Origin of the sequence: Martinezella dioscoreae, from assembly GCF_009176305.1 — a bacterium.
GTDB lineage: Bacteria > Pseudomonadota > Alphaproteobacteria > Rhizobiales > Rhizobiaceae > Rhizobium > Rhizobium dioscoreae.
On sequence record NZ_BLAJ01000001.1, the window covers coordinates 658,847 to 681,259 of the forward strand.

General features: G+C 59.7%; 23 protein-coding genes. 9 read left to right on the forward strand and 14 right to left on the reverse strand.

Annotated features, from left to right (window positions below; genetic code table 11):
- The first annotated feature begins 96 nt into the window (after positions 1-96).
- Positions 97-807 (forward strand): TIGR02117 family protein, encoded by a 711-nt coding sequence (locus GDN47_RS03185; protein ID WP_308936542.1) that lies wholly within the window; start codon positions 97-99, stop codon positions 805-807.
- Between the two features lie 117 nt (positions 808-924).
- Complete coding sequence (locus tag GDN47_RS03190; protein ID WP_152092616.1) at positions 925-1,560, forward strand: glyoxalase superfamily protein; 636 nt, start codon at positions 925-927, stop codon at positions 1,558-1,560.
- A gap of 39 nt (positions 1,561-1,599) precedes the next feature.
- Here the strand turns inward: GDN47_RS03190 and bluB are convergent, their stop codons facing one another.
- Both bluB and GDN47_RS03205 read right to left on the reverse strand, forming a co-directional pair.
- Positions 1,600-2,340, reverse strand: coding sequence for a 5,6-dimethylbenzimidazole synthase (gene bluB / locus GDN47_RS03195; RefSeq protein ID WP_233788716.1), 741 nt, complete (start codon positions 2,338-2,340; stop codon positions 1,600-1,602).
- Between the two features lie 194 nt (positions 2,341-2,534).
- Positions 2,535-2,852, reverse strand: coding sequence for a hypothetical protein (locus GDN47_RS03205; protein ID WP_095435442.1), 318 nt, complete (start codon positions 2,850-2,852; stop codon positions 2,535-2,537).
- Positions 2,853-3,196: 344 nt separating this feature from the next.
- Here GDN47_RS03205 and GDN47_RS03210 point away from each other — a divergent pair, with 344 nt between their 5' ends.
- Positions 3,197-4,111 (forward strand): cation diffusion facilitator family transporter, encoded by a 915-nt coding sequence (locus GDN47_RS03210; protein ID WP_095435441.1) that lies wholly within the window; start codon positions 3,197-3,199, stop codon positions 4,109-4,111.
- Between the two features lies 1 nt (position 4,112).
- A complete protein-coding gene (queF, locus tag GDN47_RS03215) occupies positions 4,113-4,577 on the forward strand; it encodes a preQ(1) synthase (RefSeq protein ID WP_015340658.1) in 465 nt (154 codons plus the stop codon).
- A gap of 60 nt (positions 4,578-4,637) precedes the next feature.
- Here the strand turns inward: queF and GDN47_RS03220 are convergent, their stop codons facing one another.
- Complete coding sequence (locus GDN47_RS03220; protein WP_152092617.1) at positions 4,638-5,444, reverse strand: DUF2076 domain-containing protein; 807 nt, start codon at positions 5,442-5,444, stop codon at positions 4,638-4,640.
- Positions 5,445-5,675: 231 nt separating this feature from the next.
- On the opposite strand from GDN47_RS03220, the gene GDN47_RS03225 reads away from it, so the two are divergent.
- Complete coding sequence (locus tag GDN47_RS03225) at positions 5,676-6,263, forward strand: ATP-dependent Clp protease proteolytic subunit (RefSeq protein ID WP_152092618.1); 588 nt, start codon at positions 5,676-5,678, stop codon at positions 6,261-6,263.
- Between the two features lie 196 nt (positions 6,264-6,459).
- Here GDN47_RS03225 and GDN47_RS03230 read toward each other — a convergent pair whose 3' ends face one another.
- From GDN47_RS03230 to GDN47_RS03240, 3 genes are read right to left on the reverse strand one after another with little or no spacing between them, the layout of a single operon-like run.
- Positions 6,460-6,843, reverse strand: coding sequence for a VOC family protein (locus GDN47_RS03230; RefSeq protein WP_113395382.1), 384 nt, complete (start codon positions 6,841-6,843; stop codon positions 6,460-6,462).
- Positions 6,809-7,999: an MFS transporter gene (locus GDN47_RS03235; RefSeq protein ID WP_113395535.1), complete on the reverse strand. Its 1,191-nt coding sequence runs from the start codon at positions 7,997-7,999 to the stop codon at positions 6,809-6,811. Before GDN47_RS03235 ends, GDN47_RS03230 begins: the two co-directional genes overlap by 35 nt.
- 22 nt (positions 8,000-8,021) lie before the next feature.
- Positions 8,022-8,807: a DeoR/GlpR family DNA-binding transcription regulator gene (locus GDN47_RS03240; RefSeq protein WP_113351831.1), complete on the reverse strand. Its 786-nt coding sequence runs from the start codon at positions 8,805-8,807 to the stop codon at positions 8,022-8,024.
- Positions 8,808-9,004: 197 nt separating this feature from the next.
- On the opposite strand from GDN47_RS03240, the gene GDN47_RS03245 reads away from it, so the two are divergent.
- Positions 9,005-10,189, forward strand: a complete 1,185-nt coding sequence (locus tag GDN47_RS03245; protein WP_113395381.1) for a benzoate/H(+) symporter BenE family transporter — start codon at positions 9,005-9,007, stop codon at positions 10,187-10,189.
- Between the two features lie 328 nt (positions 10,190-10,517).
- Positions 10,518-12,224, forward strand: a complete 1,707-nt coding sequence (gene leuA, locus GDN47_RS03250) for a 2-isopropylmalate synthase (protein ID WP_113420494.1) — start codon at positions 10,518-10,520, stop codon at positions 12,222-12,224.
- Positions 12,225-12,294: 70 nt separating this feature from the next.
- On the opposite strand, the gene GDN47_RS03255 is transcribed toward leuA, so the two are convergent.
- From GDN47_RS03255 to GDN47_RS03275, 5 genes are all read right to left on the reverse strand, one after another.
- Positions 12,295-14,139, reverse strand: coding sequence for an ABC transporter ATP-binding protein (locus GDN47_RS03255; RefSeq protein WP_113420495.1), 1,845 nt, complete (start codon positions 14,137-14,139; stop codon positions 12,295-12,297).
- A gap of 270 nt (positions 14,140-14,409) precedes the next feature.
- Positions 14,410-14,613, reverse strand: a complete 204-nt coding sequence (locus GDN47_RS03260; RefSeq protein WP_113332216.1) for a hypothetical protein — start codon at positions 14,611-14,613, stop codon at positions 14,410-14,412.
- Positions 14,614-14,713: 100 nt separating this feature from the next.
- Positions 14,714-15,553, reverse strand: a complete 840-nt coding sequence (locus tag GDN47_RS03265; RefSeq protein ID WP_173002435.1) for an anti-sigma factor — start codon at positions 15,551-15,553, stop codon at positions 14,714-14,716.
- A gap of 3 nt (positions 15,554-15,556) precedes the next feature.
- Positions 15,557-16,069 carry an RNA polymerase sigma factor gene (locus tag GDN47_RS03270; protein ID WP_112720912.1) on the reverse strand — a complete coding sequence of 171 codons (513 nt, stop codon included), beginning with the start codon at positions 16,067-16,069 and terminating at the stop codon, positions 15,557-15,559.
- Between the two features lie 395 nt (positions 16,070-16,464).
- Positions 16,465-17,406: a metallophosphoesterase family protein gene (locus tag GDN47_RS03275; RefSeq protein ID WP_113395378.1), complete on the reverse strand. Its 942-nt coding sequence runs from the start codon at positions 17,404-17,406 to the stop codon at positions 16,465-16,467.
- A gap of 50 nt (positions 17,407-17,456) precedes the next feature.
- Here GDN47_RS03275 and GDN47_RS03280 point away from each other — a divergent pair, with 50 nt between their 5' ends.
- Positions 17,457-17,948, forward strand: a complete 492-nt coding sequence (locus GDN47_RS03280; RefSeq protein WP_113395377.1) for an NUDIX domain-containing protein — start codon at positions 17,457-17,459, stop codon at positions 17,946-17,948.
- A gap of 15 nt (positions 17,949-17,963) precedes the next feature.
- Here the strand turns inward: GDN47_RS03280 and GDN47_RS03285 are convergent, their stop codons facing one another.
- The gene (locus tag GDN47_RS03285; RefSeq protein WP_152092619.1) at positions 17,964-18,953 is read right to left on the reverse strand and encodes a glutathione S-transferase family protein; all 990 of its coding nucleotides are present in this window, start codon (positions 18,951-18,953) and stop codon (positions 17,964-17,966) included.
- Between the two features lie 349 nt (positions 18,954-19,302).
- Between GDN47_RS03285 and GDN47_RS03290 the strand changes: the two genes are divergently transcribed.
- Entirely contained in the window at positions 19,303-19,878 is a 576-nt protein-coding gene (locus GDN47_RS03290) for a GNAT family N-acetyltransferase (protein WP_152092620.1), read from the forward strand.
- Between the two features lie 33 nt (positions 19,879-19,911).
- Here the strand turns inward: GDN47_RS03290 and GDN47_RS03295 are convergent, their stop codons facing one another.
- Positions 19,912-20,334 carry a GNAT family N-acetyltransferase gene (locus GDN47_RS03295; protein WP_371864924.1) on the reverse strand — a complete coding sequence of 141 codons (423 nt, stop codon included), beginning with the start codon at positions 20,332-20,334 and terminating at the stop codon, positions 19,912-19,914.
- A gap of 5 nt (positions 20,335-20,339) precedes the next feature.
- Positions 20,340-22,412, reverse strand: a complete 2,073-nt coding sequence (locus GDN47_RS03300) for a hypothetical protein (protein WP_152092621.1) — start codon at positions 22,410-22,412, stop codon at positions 20,340-20,342.
- Position 22,413: the final 1 nt, after the last annotated feature.

Here is a 22,413-nt window from a genome sequence, read left to right on the forward strand (position 1 = left end):
CCATGCACTCGGAAAAAGTGCATGGGGCTATTTTTATGCCTTGAAAGAGCCAACAAACCGCTGAAAGAATTGAATGATGGCAGGGGCGTTCAGTCGGTGATCTCAAGAATATTCAAGGGCGTTTTCTTCGCCGTTCTTGCCGTCATGCTCCTCGTCGGCCTTGGCATCGTCGTACCGCGGCCGCTCTGGCATGACGAACCGACTGCACGCACCGCGCACTCGCGGCAAATCCTCATGCTCAGCAATCCCATCCATACGGACATTGCCATCCCCATCGATGATGACCTCCTGAACCGTTTCGCCTTCCTGCGAACGGCCGGGCTCGATCTCGACAATCCCAATTTGCGGTATCTTATCTTCGGCTGGGGCGGCCGAAGCTTTTATACGGAAACGCGAACTTGGGCCGATTTGAAGGCCGGTCCACTCCTTAAAAGCTTCACGCTGGATCGCTCCGTTATTCATACGGGGTTGACGGGCGATATTCCACTGGACGCTCCCGCCATCACTGCGATCAGAATTGATGCCGAAGGCCTGGAACGGCTCAAGCAATTCATTTTCGACAGCTTCGAACAGACGAACGACCAACCGAGCCGGTTGATCGGCAGCAATTACGGGCCGAACGATGCGTTCTTCGAGGCACGGGAACATTTCAATGCGCTGATGGGATGCAATACCTGGACTGCTGCAGGGCTGAGGCAGGCGGGATTGACCTCCGGCCTTTGGACGTCGCTGCCGTGGATGCTGCGAATGTCCTTGCGGCTGCATAATGACGATGAACGCTTCGCGGCAAGCCATAGCCTGCCTTGACGCGGTTTGACTTGCTTCAGGTTGTATCCTAATCTTTGCGTCGTTCCTGTGGGGCACATCGGCATCGGGCCGAAAGGGCTAGGCCTGCCCGCTGATATCATTCAGCAGGAGTCTGCCATGCCAACCCTCGATACCTACCGCAAGCAAGCCAAGCTACTGATGCGCTGGCACAAAGAGCGTGACTATTCCATCGGCGGAAGAGTCCGAATGCTCGATCGTTTCAAGGAGCTGACGGATCGCGAGATCCTGGCGATGAAGTTCCCCCTAACGCTAGCGCAGGAGATCGTTGCGGTCGAAGCGGGTCACAGGAGCTGGGCGGAATTGAAGTCCGTCGCAGCGGACGCGCCGAAGATGCCGGCCCCATTTGCAGAACCGCCGATTTTCAAGAGTGTCATTCCGATCCTTTTCGTGCGGGATGTTACTGCCAGCGCAGTCTTCTTCAGGGAGAAGCTTGGCTTTGCGGAGGAATTTCTGCACGGGTTGCCGCCATTCTACGGTGCTGTGTCGCGCGATGGCATCTGGATTCACTTGCGGCTCGTCTATGAACCCTATTTTGCAGCTGCTGCGGCGAAAGAGGGCGCGCTGATCCTGGCGTCGATTGAGGTTTCGAACGTCCAGGGATTGTTCGAGGAGTTCAAGGCGAAAGGCGTGGAGTTTGCGCAGCCGCTCACCAAGCAGGCTTGGGGAGGCACCGATTTTCATGTGCGCGATCCGGATGGAAACGTGATCTCGTTTGTGACATTCAGGTCGTAACACTTTGATCCGTCGAGGGTTGGCGCAGAGCGGCCATACTCACATATCCTCGCAAGCCTGCCAGCCTTCCTCGAAGACGAGCTTGTCGAGCGGCAGGCGCTCGCGCCATCCCTTCACGGCGAGTTCCGGCATGTCGTAGAGCTCGTCGACATAGCCGACACAGAGCCATGCGACGATCTTCACATGCTCGGGTATGCCGAGGATCGCCTTGATGGCATCTTCATGGAAGATGCTGACCCAGCCGACACCGACGCCCTCGGCTCGTGCGGCAAGCCAGAGATTCTGTACGGCGCAGACGGTCGAGTAGACATCGGTATCCGGATTGTGCGTCCGGCCGAGCACGACGGGACCGCCGCGCTTGGTGTCGCAGGTGATGCAGATGCTGAGCGGCGCCTTGCGAATGCCTTCCAGTTTCAACCGCTGATACTGCGCGCGACGATCACCTTCGAACATCGCGGAGGCTTCCTCATTGGCCTGATGGAAGGCCTGCCATACGCGTTCACGCGTTTCTGGCTGACGGATCAGGATGAAATTCCATGGCTGCATGAATCCGACCGACGGTGCCGAATGGGCAGCCTCGAGCAAGCGCCGGACGACATCGTCAGGAAGGGGATGGGGCCGGAATTGGTCGCGCACGTCGCGCCGGGTCTCGATGGCGCGATAGACGGCGCTGCGTTCCACCTCCGAAAATGCTCCGGCTGCGACCAGATGATCCGATACACCAGCGGGAGCGTCGGCAGCGTAAGGTGTAGCATCGGCAGTCTTTTCAGGAGCGGGCATGTTCAACCGTGATTTTCATTAGGAGGCGGCGGCGTATCGGCCGGTGTCGCCGACCCTTGCACATCAGGCTGAAGCACAGCTTAGCGCTGGATGGCAAGTCAAACTACCAGCGCGCTTTTCCACAGGCGAGCGACAATCGCGCCACCGGATGGCGAATACATGGCGATAATTTGGTGCTAAGAATGATGATTGACTTATAAACAGTCGACATGCCCAACTGCAGTGTAAGCGGCAAGATTGCATGTCACCAGTCCAAGCGTCAAAATCACCCCATGACACGCTGCCCAAAAGAGCGAATGGGCGCGCATGGTCGGCTGCGAAGCCGCTGCTGCCAGGACGGCAATGCTTGAGATGAAGATTGCGAAAAGCAAGATGCTTAGCGGCGGAAAGTAAAGCGGAATGATCTGCCAGCAACTTGCAAAACGGTAGGTGCCAGCCGTGTTGTATGCCAGCGCGGCAAGCGCTACCCAAACGAGAGCATGGAATAATATCTTGCGGGTTTCCACGCTCATTCTCAGTTGATCCGTCTATATTCTTTTATTACGAACTTACTGCATTAGATGGATATCAACTTCAAGTTTTAAAAAATGGTGTTTCTATCATCGTGTGCTTCAGTGGCCGGACGACGCCGACCGAAACTGAGTGGGCGATCCAGTCACGTTTTGCTTGTTCTGTTCAGCAACGGCCATTTTTGATGTGAGAGCGAAACTCGCCTTTGACAAACTTGGCATCGTGATCCATATGAGCCGTTAATGAACCGCCTGCGCGAAAATTCGCGCGGGCGGTTTTGCATTTCAACGGCGCCTTCTTTGCAATTCATTCGCATAAGCAGGCGTGAAGACATTTGGAGACGGGCATGAACAGTCAAGGAAACGATACGATCAGGCGGCTCGCCCTTTGGGGCATTCCGCTGTCGCTCGGCGTCATGGGGCTGAAGATGCTGGCCTGGTGGCTGACGGGTTCCGTGGCGCTTCTGTCCGATGGACTTGAATCGCTCGTCAATGTCGTTGCTGCCTTCATCGCCTTCTTCGTCATCCGTTACGCGCAGAAGCCGGCCGATCACGATCATCCCTTCGGTCATCACAAGGCGGAATATCTTTCCGCCGTCACCGAAGGCGTGATGATCGTCGTTGCAGCGCTGATGATCGTGCAGGAGGCGGTCGGCCATCTCGCAAATCCGCAGCCGATGCAGGCGCCGGTGCTCGGTCTCGCGATCAACTTTGTCGCCGGCGTCATCAACGGTATCTGGGCTCTGACGCTGATCCGGGCCGGCCGGACATATCGCTCGCCGGCATTGACGGCGGATGGCCAGCACATCATGTCGGATGTCTATACTTCGATCGGCGTGCTCATCGGCCTGTTGCTGGCGCTCGGCACCGGCCATCCGATCTTCGACCCCGTGCTTGCCATTCTCGTTGCCATCAACATTCTCTACCAGGGCTGGAAGGTCATCTCCGCTTCGATCGACGGGCTTATGGATAAGGCCGTTCTGCCGGAAGAGGAGAATGTCATCAAGGATGCGATTGCCAGAAACGCCGAGGGTTCGCTCGGCGTTCATGATCTGAAGACACGCAGGGCAGGGGCCGTGACCTTCGTCGATTTCCATATGGTCGTACCCGCCGCCATGCCGGTGCGAGAGGCACATCGAATCTGCGACCGCCTTGAAGATGCCATACGGGCGATCCATGCGGGCGCCGAAATAACCATTCATGTGGAGCCGGAGGGCGAAAAAGCCCATGGTATCCGCGTCAAAGTGATCAAGGAGACCTGAGATGCCTAAGACCGATGTGTCCGGCCTGTCGATGCTCGGCAACCAGACTGAGACCGCCAGCAATCCGGAAGAAGCCGTTCTGGAGAAGGTGCCATCCGGCCACGCCGGCACTGATTATGTCGTGCGCTTCACCGCGCCCGAATTCACCTCGCTTTGCCCGATGACGGGACAGCCGGATTTCGCCCATATCGTCATCGACTACATTCCCAATGAATGGCTGGTGGAATCGAAGTCGCTGAAGCTCTTCCTGCATTCCTTCCGCAATCATGGCGCATTCCACGAGGATTGCTCGATCTATATCGCCAAGCGCCTAGTGGATCTGCTGCAGCCGAAGTGGCTGCGCATCGGCGCTTATTGGTATCCGCGCGGCGGCATTCCGATCGATGTCTTCTGGCAGACCGGCAAGCCGCCGGAGGGTGTATGGCTGCCGGACCAGGGCGTGCAGCCCTATCGCGGCCGAGGCTGAATGAAAAAAGCCGCCATCAGGGGATGGCGGCTTTTCTGATGGATTCGATGAGATTGCGGCTCAGGCAAACGAGTTGTCGTCGCCATCGTCATAGGACGAGTCGTCATAATCATCGTCCTGAGCGTCTTGGGCAGCGTCCTGGGCATAATCGGCCGCCCTCTGATCATTCTGATCACTATTGTCGTCATTGCCGAAATAGTTGTTGTTGATGATCGTTTCCTGAACCGGCTGTTCGGCTGCGTTGGCCGCAGTACCCCCGAAGAGGCCACTGCCGGCATTTCCACCGAAGAGCCCGCCGCCAGTGCCGCCCAGATGCGGGCTGAAGAGGCTGGAGAGCGATTCCGCCAGCATCACGCCGCCGGCAACCCCGGCTGCCGTGCCAAGCGCACCGCGCAGGAAGCTGCCGCCAGCCGAAGGCGTTGCCGCCTGCTGGCTCCATGGGCCGGATGGCTGTGGCTGGCCAGCCCAGGGGCCGGACTGAGGCGCATTGCGGGCATAGTCGTCATAGAGACGACCCTGCTGCTGCGGGCTGGTCCCCTGCGGCGCTGGCACAGGCTGCTGCTGGCCGCCGCCGAAGAGCGAGCCGATTCCGCCGAGGAAACCGCCGCTCTGGCCCTGCGGGTGATTGTCGGCGCCCTGCTGCTCGAGTTCGTGCACGCGGGCTTCGAGCTGCTGGATGCGGTCAGCTGCAGCCTTCATGCCCTGTTCCTGCAAGATGACGGCCTGCGCCAGGAAATAAGGCGCATAAGGCTGGTCGCGGACTGCCTGGTTGATAAAGGCCTCCGCATCGGCGTCGCGCTGCGTGCTGGCGGCACCGCGCACGCGATCGAAGAGAGAGGCGAGCAATTGACGTTCTTCTGGCGACATGATGGCCTCCTTGGCTATCTGTGCTGCAAATTCGGGGCGCGGTTTCTAACCGCGCTGACCTGACGTAGGATCAAATCTCGGCTTTTCAAAGCCATTCAAGTTACATTTCGGTAATCCGCAACCATAACACCATGTTGTCAGTCGCTATTCCCGCCTTGTCTTTTTCCGGCATTGTTTTACGCATTGAGTCGCACTATGTGCGGTGAACGACGCATCATGCTGGAGAGTTGAATGAACGACGAAGACGAACAGGAAGACAAGAAGACCGAGCAGCCCTTGGGCAAGGACGCGGAGGCGAATCTTTTCAAATCGCGTTCGATCTTCATCTATGGCGGCATCACGCAGGAACTGGCGCAGAAGGTCTGCTCGCAGCTCGTGGCGCTTTCCGCTGCCAGCGACGACGATATCCGCATCTATGTGAATTCGCCCGGCGGCCACGTCGAATCAGGCGATTCCATCCACGACATGATCAAGTTCATCAAGCCGAAGGTCTGGATGATCGGTACAGGCTGGGTCGCTTCCGCCGGAGCGCTGATCTACGTTTCCGCTCCCAAGGAGCGCCGTATTTGCCTGCCGAACACGCGCTTCCTGTTGCACCAACCGTCTGGCGGCACGCGCGGCATGGCCTCCGATATCGAGATTCAAGCACGCGAAATCATCAAGATGAACGAGCGCCTGAACAAGATCTTCTCGGAAGCCACCGGCCAGCCGGTCGAGCGCATCGCCAAGGACACCGACCGCGACTATTGGCTCTCCGCCGAGGAAGCCAAGGCTTACGGCCTGGTCTCGCGCATCGTGACCTCGCAGGCGGATATCTGATCTGGCCGGTTTTTCCGATTGAATTGAGCGCCCTCGCTTGCCGGAAGGCTGGCGGGGGCGTTTTCGATGAAAAAGCTTTGATCAAAAGCCAAAAGCTGGCGGCAGAAATCTCTGCCGCCAGCCTTCACCGCTCGGGAGGTTGCAACGTTTCCGGGAGCGGCGAACTCGAAAGCGCAAACTACAGACCGAGCGTGTCCTATATGGTAATCTCCACCGGCGTTCCGTCCGGCATGGTGATGACAGCCTCATAGAAGCCGTCGCCGGTGGTGCGTGGTGCGGATTTCAGGCGATCATCCGCCTTGCATCGTTCAGCCAGCGCATCGACGGCAGCTTTGCTGCCGAGGGATATGGCAATATGGTCCCAGCCGATGCGTTCGCTGTGCGGGTCGGGAGAAAGCCAGGGGCCGGTCATCAGTTCGATCTGGTCGTCGCTTTCCGGCAAGGAAATGAAGCGGGAGACGAAGCCAGGCCGTCGCTGGCTTCGATAGAGTTCACCGACGGTTGCGCCGAAATAAGTCTCCCAGAAATTCGCGGCGGCATCGAGATCATGCGTCCATAGAGCGGTATGAGCGATCCGCATCTGTCTCTCCCTGTGCCTGTTCGTGATTGCGGGTAACGATGCTGGCGCAGAGAGGTGCGACGCAGAGGAGTGCGGCGAGCATCCAGAAGGCGCCGGGCAGGCCGAGATGATCCGCCGCGAAACCGACGCCGGCGGGGCCGACGAGCACGCCCGCATATCCGGTCATGGTGATGGCCGCGACGGCCAGGCCGGCCGGCATGACCTTCTGCGAACCGCCTTTGCGGAAGAGCACCGGGACGATGTTGGAGGCGCCAAGCCCGATCAGGAGGAAACCGCTCATGGCGAGGATCGCGATCGGGCTAAGAAGGAGGACGCCAAAGCCAACGACCGCAATCACGCCACCCCATAGCATGATTGCCCTGTCGCCGACTCTTGCGGTAATGGCATCGCCGCTCAGGCGGCCCACCGTCATCGCAATAGCAAAAAGCATGTAGCCGAGGCCGCCATGACTGGTATCGACCTGGCCCTGCGTGGTAAGCAGCAGAGCACTCCAATCGAGGATCGCGCCTTCGACGAGGAAGGTGATTGCTGCCAGCGCGGCCAGCAGCAGCACGACGCCGCGTGGCATGACGAAAAGCGGCGCGTCCTCCGCGGGGACGGTTCGCAGCAGACGGGGCCATGCGATGATCATGGCGATCACCATGACTGCCGAGCTGAGAAGCGTTGCGGCAAGGGGACCGGCCTTGGCGGAGAGGAGCAGGGTGACGAGCAGGGAGCCGATGAAGCCGCCGATGCTGAACAGCGCATGGAAGCCGGACATCAGCGGCCGGTCCGCACCTTTCTCCACTTCGACGGCATGAATGTTCATGGCCACATCGAGCGATCCAAGGCAGGCGCCGAACGCCGCCAGCGCAAGGCCGAGGGTGAATGGCGTGCTCGCTATGGCCAAGGCCGGCAGGAGAAGTGCGAGACCGAGACCGCCTGCGATGATGATCGGCTTGCTGCCATATCGCGCGCTCAACATGCCGGCTGCAAGCATCGCCGCGACCGAACCGAGGCCAAGGCAAAGCAATAGCATGCCCAGCACGCCATCATCGACGCCGAGGCGATCCTTGGCGAAGGGGACGAGGGGAGCCCAGCAGGCGAGGGCAAAACCTCCAACCAGAAAAGCAAGTCGTGTTGCCAGCCGGGTTTCCGGCCGATCCGTGGATTGCATGGTCATTTCTTATCTTTCGAAATCAGGAGGATGACGTGACGTCGCTTGCCTTCACCAGCGAGAAGCCGGCGTCGGCGGCCGCCTTTTCGTCAGCGACAGGCAGGTCATCCTCGACAACAAGCCAATCGATATCGTCGGCGCCGCCGATGCGGTGCGGCGCGCGTTCGTGAAACTTCTCCGAGGTAATCAACGCGATCCGTGCTGCGCTTTTCTTGAGCAGCGTCCGCTTGAAGATCGCATCTGCATGTTCGTACACGCTGATGCCGTTTCTTGCCGAAACGGCGCAGACGCCCAGGAAGCAGCGATCGATGTTCATGGCTTCGATGGCTGCAACGGCCGACGCATCGACGCTGCCGCCGACGACGGGATCGACCGCACCACCAATCAGGACGAGCGGAATATCGCCGCGCTTCATGACTGCACTGGCGATATCGATGGAGTTCGTTGCGATCGTCACGTCCATGTTCTTCTGCAGAAGATCGACCATTGCGAGATTGGTGCTGCCGCTGTCGAAAAACAGGAATTCGCCCGGTTCGATCATTGCGGCGGCCGCCTTGGCCAGGGCTCTCTTGCGACCGGATTCCTGGCCGACGCGTACGGCCATCGGCTGCGACGGCGTCAGGAGAGGGAGCGCGCCGCCGTAGACGCGGCGGCATTTGCCCTCTGCGGCAAGTGCCCGCAGATCGCGGCGCACGGCATCTTCGGACACGTTGAATTCGGCGGCCAGAGATGCGGCAACGATCTGCCTGCCCTCTGCAAGCCGCGCTTCGATGACGTCCCGACGGGATAATGGAAGTGAATTGCTCATCAATTTGCATTAACGTGCATAAGCAAGAGAGTCAATATGCACGTTTATACACGGTATGAGTCGACGACGATATATTCCGCGAGTGATTTGCTGAGCGACACTGCCATTCGCGCGAAAACAGCACTTGCACGCCTGATGCTTGTAATGCTCCATGCGCGTTCCATCGATCCTCACGCATTCTTCGAGTCTCCATCGCCATGCTCAAAGATTTTTCCGTTCAAAGCCTGTTCATGGGTTGCCTCACGGCCTTCGTCGGCTTTGCCAGTTCCTTCGCCGTCGTCTTTCATGGCCTGCAGGTGGTCGGCGCGTCGGATGCGCAGGCAGCATCCGGTCTGACGGCGCTTTCGGTTGCGATGGGTCTCTGCGCGATCGTGCTCAGCATGGTGACGAGACTGCCGATAAGCATTGCCTGGTCGACACCGGGAGCCGCGCTGCTGGCGAGCGCAGGAGCGATCGAAGGCGGCTTCCCGGTGGCTGTCGGTGCATTTTTCATTTGCGGCATATTGATCGTCATTGCCGGGCTTTTTCGGCCTTTTGGCCGGGCGGTCGCATCCATCCCGGCACCGCTCGCCAATGCCATGCTGGCCGGCGTGCTGCTCGGCCTCTGCTTTGCACCCGTCAAGGCGATCGCCTTCAATCCTGCCTTCGGTTTGCCAATCATCCTTGCCTGGATCGTCGTTGGGTCGTTCAAGCGGCTATGGGCGGTACCGGCGGCGCTTGCGGCCTTTGTCCTGGTGCTGGCCTTCGGCGTGAAGATACCGGATGGTGCCTTCGCCTCGCTCGAGCATTCGCTGCTGCCGACGGTCGAATTCGTGAAGCCAGTCTTTACGCTTGCCGGTATCGTGTCCATCGCGCTGCCGCTGTTCATCGTGACCATGGCATCGCAGAACATTCCCGGCATCGCCGTGCTCAAGGTGCATGATTACGAGCCGAAACCGGGTCCGCTGTTTGCCGTGACCGGCGTGTTCTCGCTGCTTGCTGTCCCGTTTGGCGGCCATGCCGTCAATCTTGCGGCAATCACCGCGGCGATGTGTGCCGGGCAGGACGCTCATGCTGATCCCGCGCGGCGCTACTGGGCCGCGATTGTCGCCGGGATCGGCTATGTGATCCTCGGATTGCTGGCGAGTGCCGTGACGGCTTTCGTGGCGCTGGCGCCGCCGATTCTGATCGAGGCGGTGGCCGGCCTGGCGCTGGTCGGCGCGCTCTCCAATTCCGCCTTGAACGCTTTCCAGCAGCCGGAATCGCGCGAGGCGGCCGCCATCACGTTTCTCGTGACGGCATCGGGTGTTTCCTTCGGCGGTATTTCTGGCGCCTTCTGGGGGCTCATCGCCGGCGGGCTGATGCTGGCGCTGTCGCGCGGCGTGCAAATGCTGAAGAAGTAGGCGAGGGGTTGCTTCTTTCTGATCCGGCAGCTATAAGCGCGGCCATGAAGCTGACTGGCGCAAAGATTTCCGAGCAGATTGCACGTGGGCGCGTTGCCCTGCGTGACAATACGCGCGCCCTTACTTCGCTTCTCCTCCTCGGCCTTACGCGCGGTTGCCGGGTCCTTTGAGGAGCGCCCGGCGGCCGAAAAGCCCGCTGGCCATCGCTCCTCGCGACTTACCCTAAAATCGACAGCTTACCCGCAAAGGGTCCGCATTTATCATCGCCAAGCCGCATCCGATCGGCTAAGACGCGGGATAAAATGACGGGAAAGGAAGAGACGAGACCATGGACGCGAACAGCCATTCCCCCAAAGGCATGCCCGAAGCAGCGGTGAAATACCGCGCCTATCCGCAAATCAATATTCCCGACCGGACCTGGCCGTCCAAGGTGATCACCAAGGCGCCGATCTGGTGTTCGGTCGATCTGCGCGACGGCAATCAGGCGCTTGTCGATCCGATGGGTCACGACCGCAAGGCACGCATGTTCCAGCTGTTGCTGGATATGGGTTTCAAGGAAATCGAGATCGGCTTCCCCTCGGCTTCGCAGACCGACTTCGACTTTGCCCGCTGGTGCATCGAACAGGGCAGTGTGCCTGCCGATGTATCGCTGCAGGTTCTCGTCCAGTGCCGCCCGGAATTGATTACCCGCACCTTCGAAGCGCTGGAAGGCGCCAACAAGCCGATCGTGCATTTCTACAATTCCACCAGCGAATTGCAGCGCCGCGTCGTATTTGCCAAGGACGTGCAGGGCATCAAGCAGATCGCCGTCGACGCGGCCAAGATGATCACCGACATGGCGGCGAAGGCCGGCGGCGGCTATCGCTTCGAATATTCGCCGGAAAGCTTCACCGGCACCGAGCTGGATGTGGCGCTGGAAATCTGCAACGCCGTCATCGACGTCGTGAAGCCGACGCCTGATAACAAGCTGATCATCAATCTGCCGTCGACCGTCGAAATGGCGACGCCGAACATCTATGCCGACCAGATCGAATGGATGTGCCGCAATCTCGATAACAGAGAAAACCTGATCATTTCGCTGCATCCGCACAATGACCGCGGGACGGGTATTGCCGCTGCCGAGCTGGCATTGATGGCCGGCGCCGATCGTGTGGAAGGCACGCTGTTCGGCAATGGCGAGCGCACCGGCAATGTTGACGTTGTCACCATGGCGTTGAACATGTTCACACAGGGCGTCGATCCGGAGCTGGATTGCTCCAACATCGAGCGCATGAAGGAAGTTTACGAATATTCCAACCAGATGGCGATCGGCGAGCGCCATCCCTATGTCGGCGAGCTGGTCTATACTGCCTTCTCCGGTTCGCACCAGGATGCGATCAACAAGGGCATGAAGGCCGCCAAAGTCGCCAACGATCCGGTTTGGGAAGTGCCCTATTTGCCGATCGATCCGCAGGATGTCGGTCGTACCTATGAGGCGATCATCCGCATCAACTCGCAGTCCGGCAAGGGCGGCATCGCCTATATCATGCAGCAGGATTACGGGCTGAATCTGCCGCGCAATCTGCAGGTGGAATATCGCGAGGAAATCCAGCGCATCACCGACGAGGAAGGCAAGGAATTGCCCTCCAAGCGCATCTACGAGCATTTTATCGAGCGCTATGTCACGCAGCCGGAGGCGCGGCTCCGCTTCGTCGACCACCACACCTTCGCCGACCCCGAGCATAAGGGGCAGCGCATCGTCGCGGCCGAGATTACCGACAAGGGCGAGGTGAAGCGCATCGAGGGCAGGGGTAACGGCCCGATCGATGGCTTCATCAACGCGCTCTCGATCTATCTCGGCATTCCGATGTCGGTCGAGGATTATTCCGAGCATTCACTCCAGCACGGCTCGAACGCCTCGGCGATCTCCTATGTCGAGGTCTCCTATCCAGGCGGCAAGCTTTTCGGTGCTGGCATCAACACCAATATCGTCGCTGCGTCCCTCGAGGCGATCGTCTCGGCGGCGAACCGCGTGCTCGCCATCAAGTCGGCATAAGGCTCAAGCCTGGTTGCAGCTCTGATTTGAAAGGCCCCCTCGTTTTCGAGGGGGCCACTTTTATTGCACATCAGTCGGCTGGCGGTTCGTCGCCTTCGATGAAGCCGCCGGATTGGTGCGACCACAGCGTTGCGTAGATGCCGTTCCGGGCGATCAGCTCCGCATGCGTGCCGTCCTCGACGATGCGGCCGTGGTCGAGCACGACGATGCGGTCCATACGCGCGATGGTCGACAGGCGATGGGCGATGGCGATCACGGTCTTGTCTTCCATGATGCCGTAGAGCGTATCCTGAATTTCGGCTTCGACTTCCGAATCGAGGGCAGATGTTGCCTCGTCGAGCACCAGAATCGGGGCATCCTTCAGAATAGCGCGCGCAATCGCGACGCGCTGCCGCTGACCGCCGGAAAGCTGGACGCCACGTTCGCCGGCATGCGCATCGAAACCGATTCTTCCTTCCTGATCCCTGAGGCCCGCGATGAAATCGCTGGCCGCAGCCTTCTCTGCCGCAGCGAGAACCGCATCCTCCGAAAAGCTGAGATTGCCATGCGCGATGTTATCACGGATGGAGCGGTGAAGGAGCGACGCTTCCTGACCGACCACCGCAATCTGCCGGCGCAAGCTATCTTGCGTCACCTGCCGAATATCCTGGCCATCGATTTCGATGATGCCGGCTTCCGGATCGAAGAAGCGCAGTAGCAGGTTGACCAAGGTCGATTTGCCAGTGCCGGAGCGGCCGACAAGGCCGACTTTCTGGCCTGCCTCAATTCGAAGCGAAATGCCGTCCAGCCCGCCATCTTCCTTGCCGTAGCGATGGGTGACCTCTCTGAAGGCGATCTCGCCATTGGTGACGGCAAGCGGCTTTGCGCAAGGCATATCGGTAATGGCAAGCGGCTGCGAGACGGTCAGCAGCGATTGCCGCATGGCGCCGAGATGGGCAAAAAGCGACGATACCGCGTCCAGCATCCATTCGGCCATGCCGGTTATACGGAAGCTCAGCGCTAGGGATGCCGCGATCAGCCCGAGCGGTGCCCCGCCGGACTGCCAGAGGACGACCGCATAGCCGACAAGTGTGACAATGAGGAAGCTGCCAAGGAACAGCATGCTCGAATTGACCAGCACTTCCAATCTCTGCACCCTGACAAATGTTTCGCGGGCTTGAGAGAAACGACGACGGGTCTCCTTATCCTCCGCCCTTGCATCGGCAAAAAGCTTGATGAGGTCGATATTGGCATAGCTGTCCACCAGCATGCCCGTCAGCTCGGCATAGGCTCCCTGGTATTGCGCGGAGGCCTTCTGCAGGCGAGGGATGACATAGGCCATCAGTGCGAGATAGCAGAACAGCCACACCGCCAGGGGCCAGATGAGGCGCGGGTCGATCGAGGCCATCAGCCAGAGCGAGCCGGCCACATAGATCGTGACAAAGGAGAGCGTATGCAGGACCTGATAGGCCGCGCCCGTTGCTGCCGTGCCAATGTCGCGCACCTGGCTGGCGATTCGACCGGAAAAGTCCTGACGGAACCAGCCGACCGATTGCCGAAGGACATGACGGTGAGCCCGCCAGCGGAACAGCGTCTCGGCATTCGGCCGAAACGCGATGTCATCCAGGCTTTCGCGGAGATAGCCGGCAAGAGGCCGTCCGATCAGGACGAGGGCGGCCGCGGCGAGCAAGCCGAATCCTTCGGATGCCCAGAAATCCTCGCGCCGGGCGGCGGCGAGATCGTCCACCAGCCGGCTCGAATAGCCGATGAGCCAGATCTCGATGATAGCGCCGATCACGGTCAGACTGAGGCTGATTGCCATGACCGTGCGAAACGGGCGAAGATTGGTTAGAAGATAGCGCCAGGCCTTGGGTGATGGCTGCAGCTCGTCATGATCCTGAAACGGATCGACAAGCTCTTCGAAGCGACGAAACATGAGTGCCCTCCACGGGCGAAAGATAGCAATCTGATGGTCGGGCCGATAAAGCAGCCCTTCACGGCACTGCCTTTCAGCGGTGGTTTCCTGTGCCGTGATTTTTCATCAGAGTGCTCTCCTCATTGGTCGCTGCAACCTCTATAGCGTGTATCCGCGCCGATGTCAGCAGAAATTGTATCGTGATCGTTCGACATAGAAGGCCGAGTGCCGTTCTTTCCACGCCTCGCGTCGAGCTCGTCCAGGCATATGTGCTTCAATGGTGAGTTTTGCTCAGGCCTTGCCTTTGGCAAGCTCATCGCGCTGCTTCGTCAGACGCTCGAGCTCTTCTTCCTGCTCGGCTATCCGCTCAGATGTCCGTTCTTCGTCGGCGGCGCCGGAAAAGGCTGCTGCCTGCTCGATCAGTTCGCGAAGGTTTTCCTTTATCGCCGCGATACGCCTGTCGATTTCAGGAATGGTCAGCAGAACGTCGGACATGTCGAAACTCCAGCAAGACTATCGGGCTCATGCGGTTGTCGCCGCCCATTATCCATCGGCCGGCCGGCAGCCGCAAGGCGCAAAACGGATGGGATATCAGTCAGATTTCCGAGGATACCCGATTGGCGATCTGATCGAGCATTGCATCCGAGGAGGGACCGACGACCGCATAGGTGGTGCCGTTGCGGTGCCAGGACACGATGCTGATATCGTCCTTGATGGTTTCGCTGAAATCGTCGTCGGCAACGCCGTCCGTCTTGGTAAAGCAGATGGCGACGACATCACCATCGAGGTTCTTGTAGATCAGCTGGCCGACTGGCTTGCCGGCTGCGATGGACATGCGCGCGCCTTGGAAGACGAGACCATCGGCAGCAAGGTCCGGAAAATTGAATTTGACGCCGACCGTGCTCGCCAGCCACTTGGCGATCTCGTCCAGCTGGCTTGCCTGCAGCTCGACCATACGCTGCGGCTGGCGCGAATAGATGCGGTGATAGGCGGCGATATCATCCAGCCAGTTGCGTGTCATAGCCTGTGTCGGGGTCGGCGGAGGACTCGCCGGGACGTCAGCGGGCTGCATGCCGAAAAGATAACCGATGCCGCCGCCGACGGCGAACAGGATGAGAGCCGCGGCCAGCGATTGCTTGCCCGTGGGCGCCAATTTCAATGATTGCCGGGTGAGACGGGGAGAGGGATCTCGGGTCTTCGGAGGCTGGGCGCTCTTGATGGAGCGAACGAGCGCCAGCGGTACAGGCTCCTTCAAAACCTCGTCAAAAGCCTTGCGGCCAACATCGGAGCCGTGCTTCAGCTCATCGAAAATACGTCGCGCGTTCGGATCCGAGGCGATGAGCTTTTCCAACTCTTCTTTTTCTTCGCGGCTCGTCTCGCCATCCATGAAGGCGGACAAGCGGATTTCGAGCGGCGTTTTCTTCATGTCCTGCAATGCTTAAAACCTTCGAGGCGAGCGACTATGACCCTGGGAGGCAAGGTAAAGGCGTGCGCTGGATAGCCTTGACATCACTGCCGACAAAGGGATGCCGAGGACGTCGGCAGCCTGCTTGTAGCTGTGCCCTTCGACGTCGACCAGCAGGAAGACACTGGCAAGTCCTTCTGGCAAAGATGTGACGAGACGATGCGCTTCGCCGGCTTCTACAAGATTTAAATGGGTGCCGGATATCGGCTCGCCCTGTTCTAGTGCACTGCCCTTTGCGGCGGGGCGTAGTTTGTGGCGTCGCGCTTCATCGACCCATTGATGCCGGGCCATCGTATAGAGCCAGCTTTCCAGCTTGCCGCCGCTGTTCCAGAGATGGAACTTGGCTATGCCGCGCTGACAGACGTTTTGAACAAGCTCGTCCGCCTCGGCGAGATCGCCGGTCAGCGTCACCGCAAAGCGGCGAAGCTTCGGAAGAAGGCCGACCAGATCGCGTCTGATATCAGTGGCTGCTACCGGCGTTGGCATGATCGTTCCAGGAAGGCGTTGGAGGTTGTTACATCGACAATCTGCTTCCGCGATGGACAGCCTTTCCCGTAAGAAAGGTGATGCGAGCGGAATAATTGTCCTGTGCTGGTATGAACCATTTCCGTGCCGTTTCGCAAGTCTTCAAAAGCACCCGCGCGTTTGACTGTCATTCTTACCGCAGTAATCCCACAATGTGTCAGCCGGTCTTGTCTCGGCGCTGCCCGAGCTCTCCAAGAAGCCGCAACCCACGGGATACAGGCTCCGAAAACCGGCATGCGGTGCTCCTTGTCACGACCTCAAAATCCATCCCGCATTTCAGGATTCCAATGCTTCGATTGTAGCTCCGTATCTTAGAAAACGCTACCGAAACGATGCGCACGATGACGCTAAAAGGCTCACCATGTCGCGAGAATATCGAAGCCTTCGGGGTCGACGCCGCTGCCGTTGTCGCTGAGGCTGTAACGCTCCGCCTTCAGTTCCCAGGCGCCCGGCCGCCCGGCGATGGTGAAGAGATTATAGGCCGCGCGCGGCTTCAATCCGCCGACTCCTTGCGATGCTGAGGCGATCCCGACGACCGGGACCGGGCCCATGTGGCCGCGCAGCCAATGCAAGGTGTTGAGATGTGTGTGGCCATGCAGGACAAGTTCGGCGCCGCCGGTCGAGATGACGGCGGCAAAACGGCGAATGCCGATCATCCGCTTGTAGAAACTGGTTGCACCGCGAATGGGCGGGTGATGGATCATGACGACGCGAAAGAGCCCGGCATCTCCGGCTGCGCGCAGGATATTGACCGTCTCGCGCGCCTGGCGCGAGGAGTAGAAGCCGCTCGCAGCAAAGGGCGGGGTGGCAACGGCTGTGGAGCAGCCCACAAGCGCGACCTGACCGCGGATACGCAGATAGGGGAAAATGCGCTGCTCTTCCTGCCATTCGGCAGGAGCATCGTCGCCGCGGACATAGGGATACCAGGAGCGCATGGCCTTTTCGTAGGCGCCGGGCACATAGGCATCGTGATTGCCGGGAACAACTGAGGTGTGGAGAGGATCGCCGACAGTCTTCAGCCACGCGGCTGCTGTCTGGATCTCCATGCCGCTCGCAAGGTTGACGAGATCGCCGGTTACGGCCAGGTGATCGGCCTGTTTCGCCTTGATGTCGTCAAGAAGGAGATCGAGCGTATCGCCAAAAAGATGCTTGCGCCGGTTCCGGTGCCAGTTCACAAATCCGGTAATGCGTTTGGAGGCGAGTTCTCTGATCGAAAGACGTGGCAGTGGACCAAGGTGAACATCGGAAATATGCGCGAGCTTGAACATGGGATGAGACATAGCCCACTCTATTGTCAAAACAAATACATCCCCAATCCAATTGTAGATCGCGACGCCGGGGTTCAGGCATGAGCGAAGACAATCGACGCGACGAAAGGCAGAGTTTGGCTGTGCGTCTGTTCGGCCGCGCGCTGCATGTCTATTTCGTGCTGACCCGCAGCATGACCATCGGCGTGCGCGCCGCTTGCTTCGATCGTGAAGGGCGGATTTTTCTGGTTCGGCATTCCTATATCGCCGGATGGCATATGCCCGGCGGCGGCGTCGAACGCCATGAGACTGTGGAGCAGGCGCTCGAAAAGGAGTTGCGCGAGGAAGGCAATCTGGCGATCTCAGGCAAGCCGCAGCTCTTCCACGTCTATTTCAACAATCACACCAGCAAACGCGACCACGTCGTCTTCTATCGCGTCGAGGTTACCCAGACCTCGCCGCGCAAGCCAGATCGGGAGATCGTCGAATGCGGCTTCTTTGCAGTCGATGCGCTGCCGCCAGGCACGACGAAGGCAACCTATCGCCGGCTGAAGGAATTGGAAGGAGCGGAAGCTCCCTCCAGCTATTGGTAGTCTCCGACGCTTGGATCAGGCAGCCTTTGCCAGCCGCTCACGCCCATGCGGGCGATCGAAATCCAGTTCCGGCCCGATCGGCACGATGCCTGTCGGGTTGATGGTCTTGTGGCTGCGATAATAGTGGTTCTTGATGTGCCCGATGTTCACCGTCTCGGCAACGCCGCCGATCTGATAGAGATCCCGGAGATAGGCCGAGAGGTTGGCATAGTCGGCAATGCGCCGGATATTGCATTTGAAATGTCCGACATAGACGGCGTCGAAACGAACCAATGTCGTGAACAGCCGCCAATCGGCCTCCGTCAAGCGATCACCGAATAGATAGCGCTGTGTCGCCAGCCGCTCATCGAGCATGTCGAGGGTTTCGAAAAGGCGGAGTGCGTTTTCCTGATAGGCTTCCTGCGTCGTCGCAAAGCCGGCCTTGTAGACGCCGTTGTTGACCGTATCGTAGACGCGCTCGTTCAATGCATCGATATCGGCCTGCAGATCGGTGGGATAGAAATCCGCCGTGGAGCCGGTCAGGCCATCGAAGGCCGTATTGAACATGCGGATGATTTCCGCGGACTCATTGTTGACGATCGTGCCGGTCTGCTTGTCCCAGAGAACGGGAACAGTCACGCGGCCGGAATAATGCGGATCGGCTTTGACATAGACCTCCCAGAGCTTCGTCGCGCCGAAGAGATGGTCGACAGTGCCGCCATCCTGTCCTTTGAATTCCCAGCCATTTTCCAGCATCAGCGGATCGACGATCGAGACGGAGATCTGCTCCTCCAGCTTTTTCAGCTTGCGGAAGACCAGGGTTCGATGCGCCCAGGGGCAGGCGAGCGAGACGTAGAGATGATAGCGTCCGGCCTCTGCCTTGAAGCCGCCGGTGCCAGTGGGGCCGGCGCTGCCATCCACGGTGATCCAGTTTCGAAACTGCGACGCGGCGCGCTTGAAATGGCCTTTCGTCTCCTTGGTATCGTACCAGACGTCATGCCAGACGCCGTCCACCAACATGCCCATTGCTTAATCCTTTCGGAAAACTGCCGAAACTATATATCTAGAGATACGGCATGCGCGCCGGATTTCGAGACGGCAAATGATGAACACTGCGTCATAGGTGCTGTCGGCGGGCTCATGTGGCGACGTGAAGCTTCAGAAAAGACACGATGCCGGCACGATCCTGCATGAATGAACGGCAGGATGCATTTTGCATTGGACGCGCCGAATATTTCCTGCTATCCGGCTTCTCACACTTTAAGGACCCCTTGTCATGAAAGTAACCAGAAGCCTGCGACGACGCCGATGATCTTGAACGCTCCATGAGCGCTTTCGGGAACAATATCGTCCGTCTATCTGGTTTTCTGGGCTAATGTACAAGCACGATCTGGTCTACCTCACTGAGGATGCGTCGCACGACGCTGCTATCGAACTCATCAACGAAGAAGCTTTCGGTCCGGGACGGTTTACACGCGCCGCTGCTCGCATTCGCGAGCAGGGACCGCATGACCGTTCGCTATCCTTCATCTGCGCCGACGATGGCGAGACGATCGCCTCGGTGCGGATGACGCCGGTGCTGGCCGGATCGGTCAAAGGACATCTGCTCGGCCCGCTTGCGGTGCGTCCGTCCCACAAGAACAAGGGGATCGGCCGCGAGCTCGTGCGGATTGCGGTGGCGGCCGCTCAGCGCAAGGGGTCGGAAGCCGTCATCCTGATCGGCGATCCGCCCTATTATTGCCCGCTCGGTTTCGAGAAGGTCGCCTACAACGCACTGACCTTCCCGGGGCCTGTCGATCCAAACCGGGTGCTCGTCGTGCCGATCGCCGCAGACACGCATGCGCGGCTGCATGGCACGATTGTCTGGCGCGATGATTCCATTCCGGCTATCGAAGCCGAAGACGAAGACGATCTGGATGATGTCGTGCAGTTCACGGCGATCGCTGTCTAAGGCGCCATCAACGAAAAATCGCCCTGCTTGATGTCAGCGGGGCGATAACGTCTTCTTCAGAAAGAATCGGCTGCGACCGGCCGGGAAATCTGGCAGTTCGCCGAAGATGGCATAGCCCTGCCGCTGATAGGCTTTCAGCGCCTGTGGATTGAAGGTATCGATCCATGCGCCGAAGCAACCGCGGGCGCTTGCCTCCGCTTCCGCCGCCTCCAGCAGCTTTCCGGCCATGCCCTGGCCGCGCAGGCTTTCCGGCACGAAGAGCCATTGCGTGAACAGCCATCCCCAGGCGGTATAGCCCGAGATGCCACCGATGGGCTTGCCGGCATCGTCGCGGATCAGAACGGCGAGGGATTGCCGGCCGGATGGCCCGACGTCGGTGGTGTTGAACGCTGTCAATCCCTCGCTGATGGCCGCAAGCTCGCCTTCGGATGGCGTATCGGTCACTTCGATCTTCATCACATTCATCGTCCTTCGCGCCACCATGTGGCGGAGAAAGCAAAAAGAAGGGCGGCGAGACCGGCAAAGCCTGCAAAGAGCGGCAGGGTATTGATCCCCTTCAGCACGGTTTCGTCAGTCATGCGGATGGTCAGGCGCTGACCGTCGGCGACGCGAACGGCGCCGCGCACCGGCAGAACTTGCGGCACCGTCACGCCACCATTTGCGCCGGCAACGCGAGTGACGAGACCCTTCGTTTTTTGTGCCAGCGGTTTCAGTGTCTCGGTGGTCGAGATCATCGCCTTGAATTCCGGAGCATCGATTGCGCCGATATGAACGAGTGTCGACAGATTGCCGTTGGCGATCTGGTAGAGCCCGATTTCGTTCATATGCTTCTCGGCTTGATAGAGACCCGGCTGGGTCTGCCTCAGCGGCAAGGTTTCCGTCTGGCCGGAAGGCAATTTGATCGTAGCGGGGCCGGGATCGTTGCCGATCGTCTGGCGTGTTACCTGCAGCGTGCGCCCGGCGGCATTGGCCGTCAGCGCTTCTTCTTCCAGCGCTGGCTCTTTCAGCAGCCAATGGGCGATGCGACGGTAGAGCGAGACATGTGGGCCGCCGCCTTCGAAGCCGCGTGCCCAGAGCCAGCCCTCGTCGGAGAGCAGCATGGCGACACGCCCCTGGCCGACGCGGTTCAGCACCAGCAAGGGACTATTGTCAGCGCCGACCATCACGGTCTGTCCTTGCGGCCTCTCCACATCGACGCTGCGGAACCAGCGGCCCCAATGCGGTGGCTCGGTTTCGGAGCCATCCAGCCCGCGCGTGACGGGGTGCTTTTTGCCCTGGTCCGACAGGCGCGGATAGAAGGCTTTTTCGATCATCTGGCCCGTCGGCTCGGCCGGCAGTACCGAGGCAAGCGGCGTCAGCGCGATCGAACTGCCGCCGGCATGTTCGGGGCCGGCCGCAACCAGCAATGCGCCGCCGTTTTCCACATATTGTGCCATGTAATCATAATAGATCGTCGGCAGGACGTTTTGGCGGTCCTGATAGCGGTCAAAGATGATCAGGTCGAAAGAGTTGATCTTGTCGACGAAAAGCTCGCGGGTCGGGAAGGCGATCAGCGACAACTCGTTGATCGGCGTGCCGTCCTGCTTGTCCGGCGGGCGCAGAATGGTGAAGTGCACGAGATCGACCGAGGCGTCCGATTTCAGAAGGTTGCGCCAGGCGCGCTCGCCGGCATGCGGCTCGCCCGAGACGAGCAGGACGCGCATGTTCTGGCGGATGCCTTCGATCAGCTGGACCGTCTGATTGTTGATGCCGGTGACTTCGCCAGGCACTTCGGCGACCGCGAATTCGAGGACATTGTTGCCGGCGCGGGGCACCTTGAAGCTGAAGGGCGTGTCCTGGCCGGGTGTCGCCTGCAGGGTGGCGATCTCGTCGCCATTCATCTTGACCGTCACTGCTGCCGTGCCGCCGGGGCTCTTGCCATCGTCGACGACACGGAAGACGAGCTGCTGCTCTTCGTTGACAAGACCGAAGCGAGGTGCTCGCACGATCTCGATGCGGCGATCGAATTCGTCCGGTTTGCCCGTGATCAGCCCGTGGACGGGTGCGTCAAAGCCGAGCTGCTGATTGACGCCGGGGATATCGTGGATCTGGCCATCCGTCAGGAAGATGGCACCGCCGATACGGGCGGGCGGGACGTCGGCGATTGCCGAGGAGAGGGCAGAGAAAAGCCGTGTCGACGGAGATTCCGACTCCGCCGGATCGCGGAATTCCACGATCCTGGGCTCGATGCGGGGGAATTGCGCCAGCCGATCCTTGAGCATCGCCAGGGCTTCGTCCGTCATCTTGGCACGTTCCGGCGTCTGCTGGCTCAGGCTGCGGTCGACGACGACGGGCACGATCGTCGTCAGCTGATCGCGATCCTCCTGCATCAGTACCGGGTTGGCGAGTGCCGCCAGCAAGGCAATACCTGCGAAACCACGAATCCAGCCGCCGCGCAGGCGCCTGTAGATGGCAAGCGCCCAGATGGCGAGCGTCAGCACCGCCAGAGCGGCAAGGATAGGCCAGGGGAGGAAGGGGGCAAAACCGATATTCATA

Coding starts and splice junctions, on each gene's coding strand:
- GDN47_RS03300 (WP_152092621.1), bottom strand. CDS start 22,412: ATGAATATCGGTTTTGCCCCCTTCCTCCCCTGGCCTATCCTTGCCGCT.
- GDN47_RS03245 (WP_113395381.1), top strand. CDS start 9,005: ATGCTCAAAGATTTTTCCGTTCAAAGCCTGTTCATGGGTTGCCTCACG.
- GDN47_RS03225 (WP_152092618.1), top strand. CDS start 5,676: ATGAACGACGAAGACGAACAGGAAGACAAGAAGACCGAGCAGCCCTTG.
- leuA (WP_113420494.1), top strand. CDS start 10,518: ATGGACGCGAACAGCCATTCCCCCAAAGGCATGCCCGAAGCAGCGGTG.
- GDN47_RS03220 (WP_152092617.1), bottom strand. CDS start 5,444: ATGTCGCCAGAAGAACGTCAATTGCTCGCCTCTCTCTTCGATCGCGTG.
- bluB (WP_233788716.1), bottom strand. CDS start 2,340: ATGCCCGCTCCTGAAAAGACTGCCGATGCTACACCTTACGCTGCCGAC.
- GDN47_RS03270 (WP_112720912.1), bottom strand. CDS start 16,069: ATGCCAACGCCGGTAGCAGCCACTGATATCAGACGCGATCTGGTCGGC.
- GDN47_RS03240 (WP_113351831.1), bottom strand. CDS start 8,807: ATGAGCAATTCACTTCCATTATCCCGTCGGGACGTCATCGAAGCGCGG.
- GDN47_RS03205 (WP_095435442.1), bottom strand. CDS start 2,852: ATGAGCGTGGAAACCCGCAAGATATTATTCCATGCTCTCGTTTGGGTA.
- GDN47_RS03290 (WP_152092620.1), top strand. CDS start 19,303: ATGTACAAGCACGATCTGGTCTACCTCACTGAGGATGCGTCGCACGAC.
- GDN47_RS03260 (WP_113332216.1), bottom strand. CDS start 14,613: ATGTCCGACGTTCTGCTGACCATTCCTGAAATCGACAGGCGTATCGCG.
- GDN47_RS03190 (WP_152092616.1), top strand. CDS start 925: ATGCCAACCCTCGATACCTACCGCAAGCAAGCCAAGCTACTGATGCGC.
- queF (WP_015340658.1), top strand. CDS start 4,113: ATGCCTAAGACCGATGTGTCCGGCCTGTCGATGCTCGGCAACCAGACT.
- GDN47_RS03255 (WP_113420495.1), bottom strand. CDS start 14,139: ATGTTTCGTCGCTTCGAAGAGCTTGTCGATCCGTTTCAGGATCATGAC.
- GDN47_RS03230 (WP_113395382.1), bottom strand. CDS start 6,843: ATGCGGATCGCTCATACCGCTCTATGGACGCATGATCTCGATGCCGCC.
- GDN47_RS03280 (WP_113395377.1), top strand. CDS start 17,457: ATGAGCGAAGACAATCGACGCGACGAAAGGCAGAGTTTGGCTGTGCGT.
- GDN47_RS03295 (WP_371864924.1), bottom strand. CDS start 20,334: ATGAAGATCGAAGTGACCGATACGCCATCCGAAGGCGAGCTTGCGGCC.
- GDN47_RS03210 (WP_095435441.1), top strand. CDS start 3,197: ATGAACAGTCAAGGAAACGATACGATCAGGCGGCTCGCCCTTTGGGGC.
- GDN47_RS03235 (WP_113395535.1), bottom strand. CDS start 7,999: ATGCAATCCACGGATCGGCCGGAAACCCGGCTGGCAACACGACTTGCT.
- GDN47_RS03285 (WP_152092619.1), bottom strand. CDS start 18,953: ATGGGCATGTTGGTGGACGGCGTCTGGCATGACGTCTGGTACGATACC.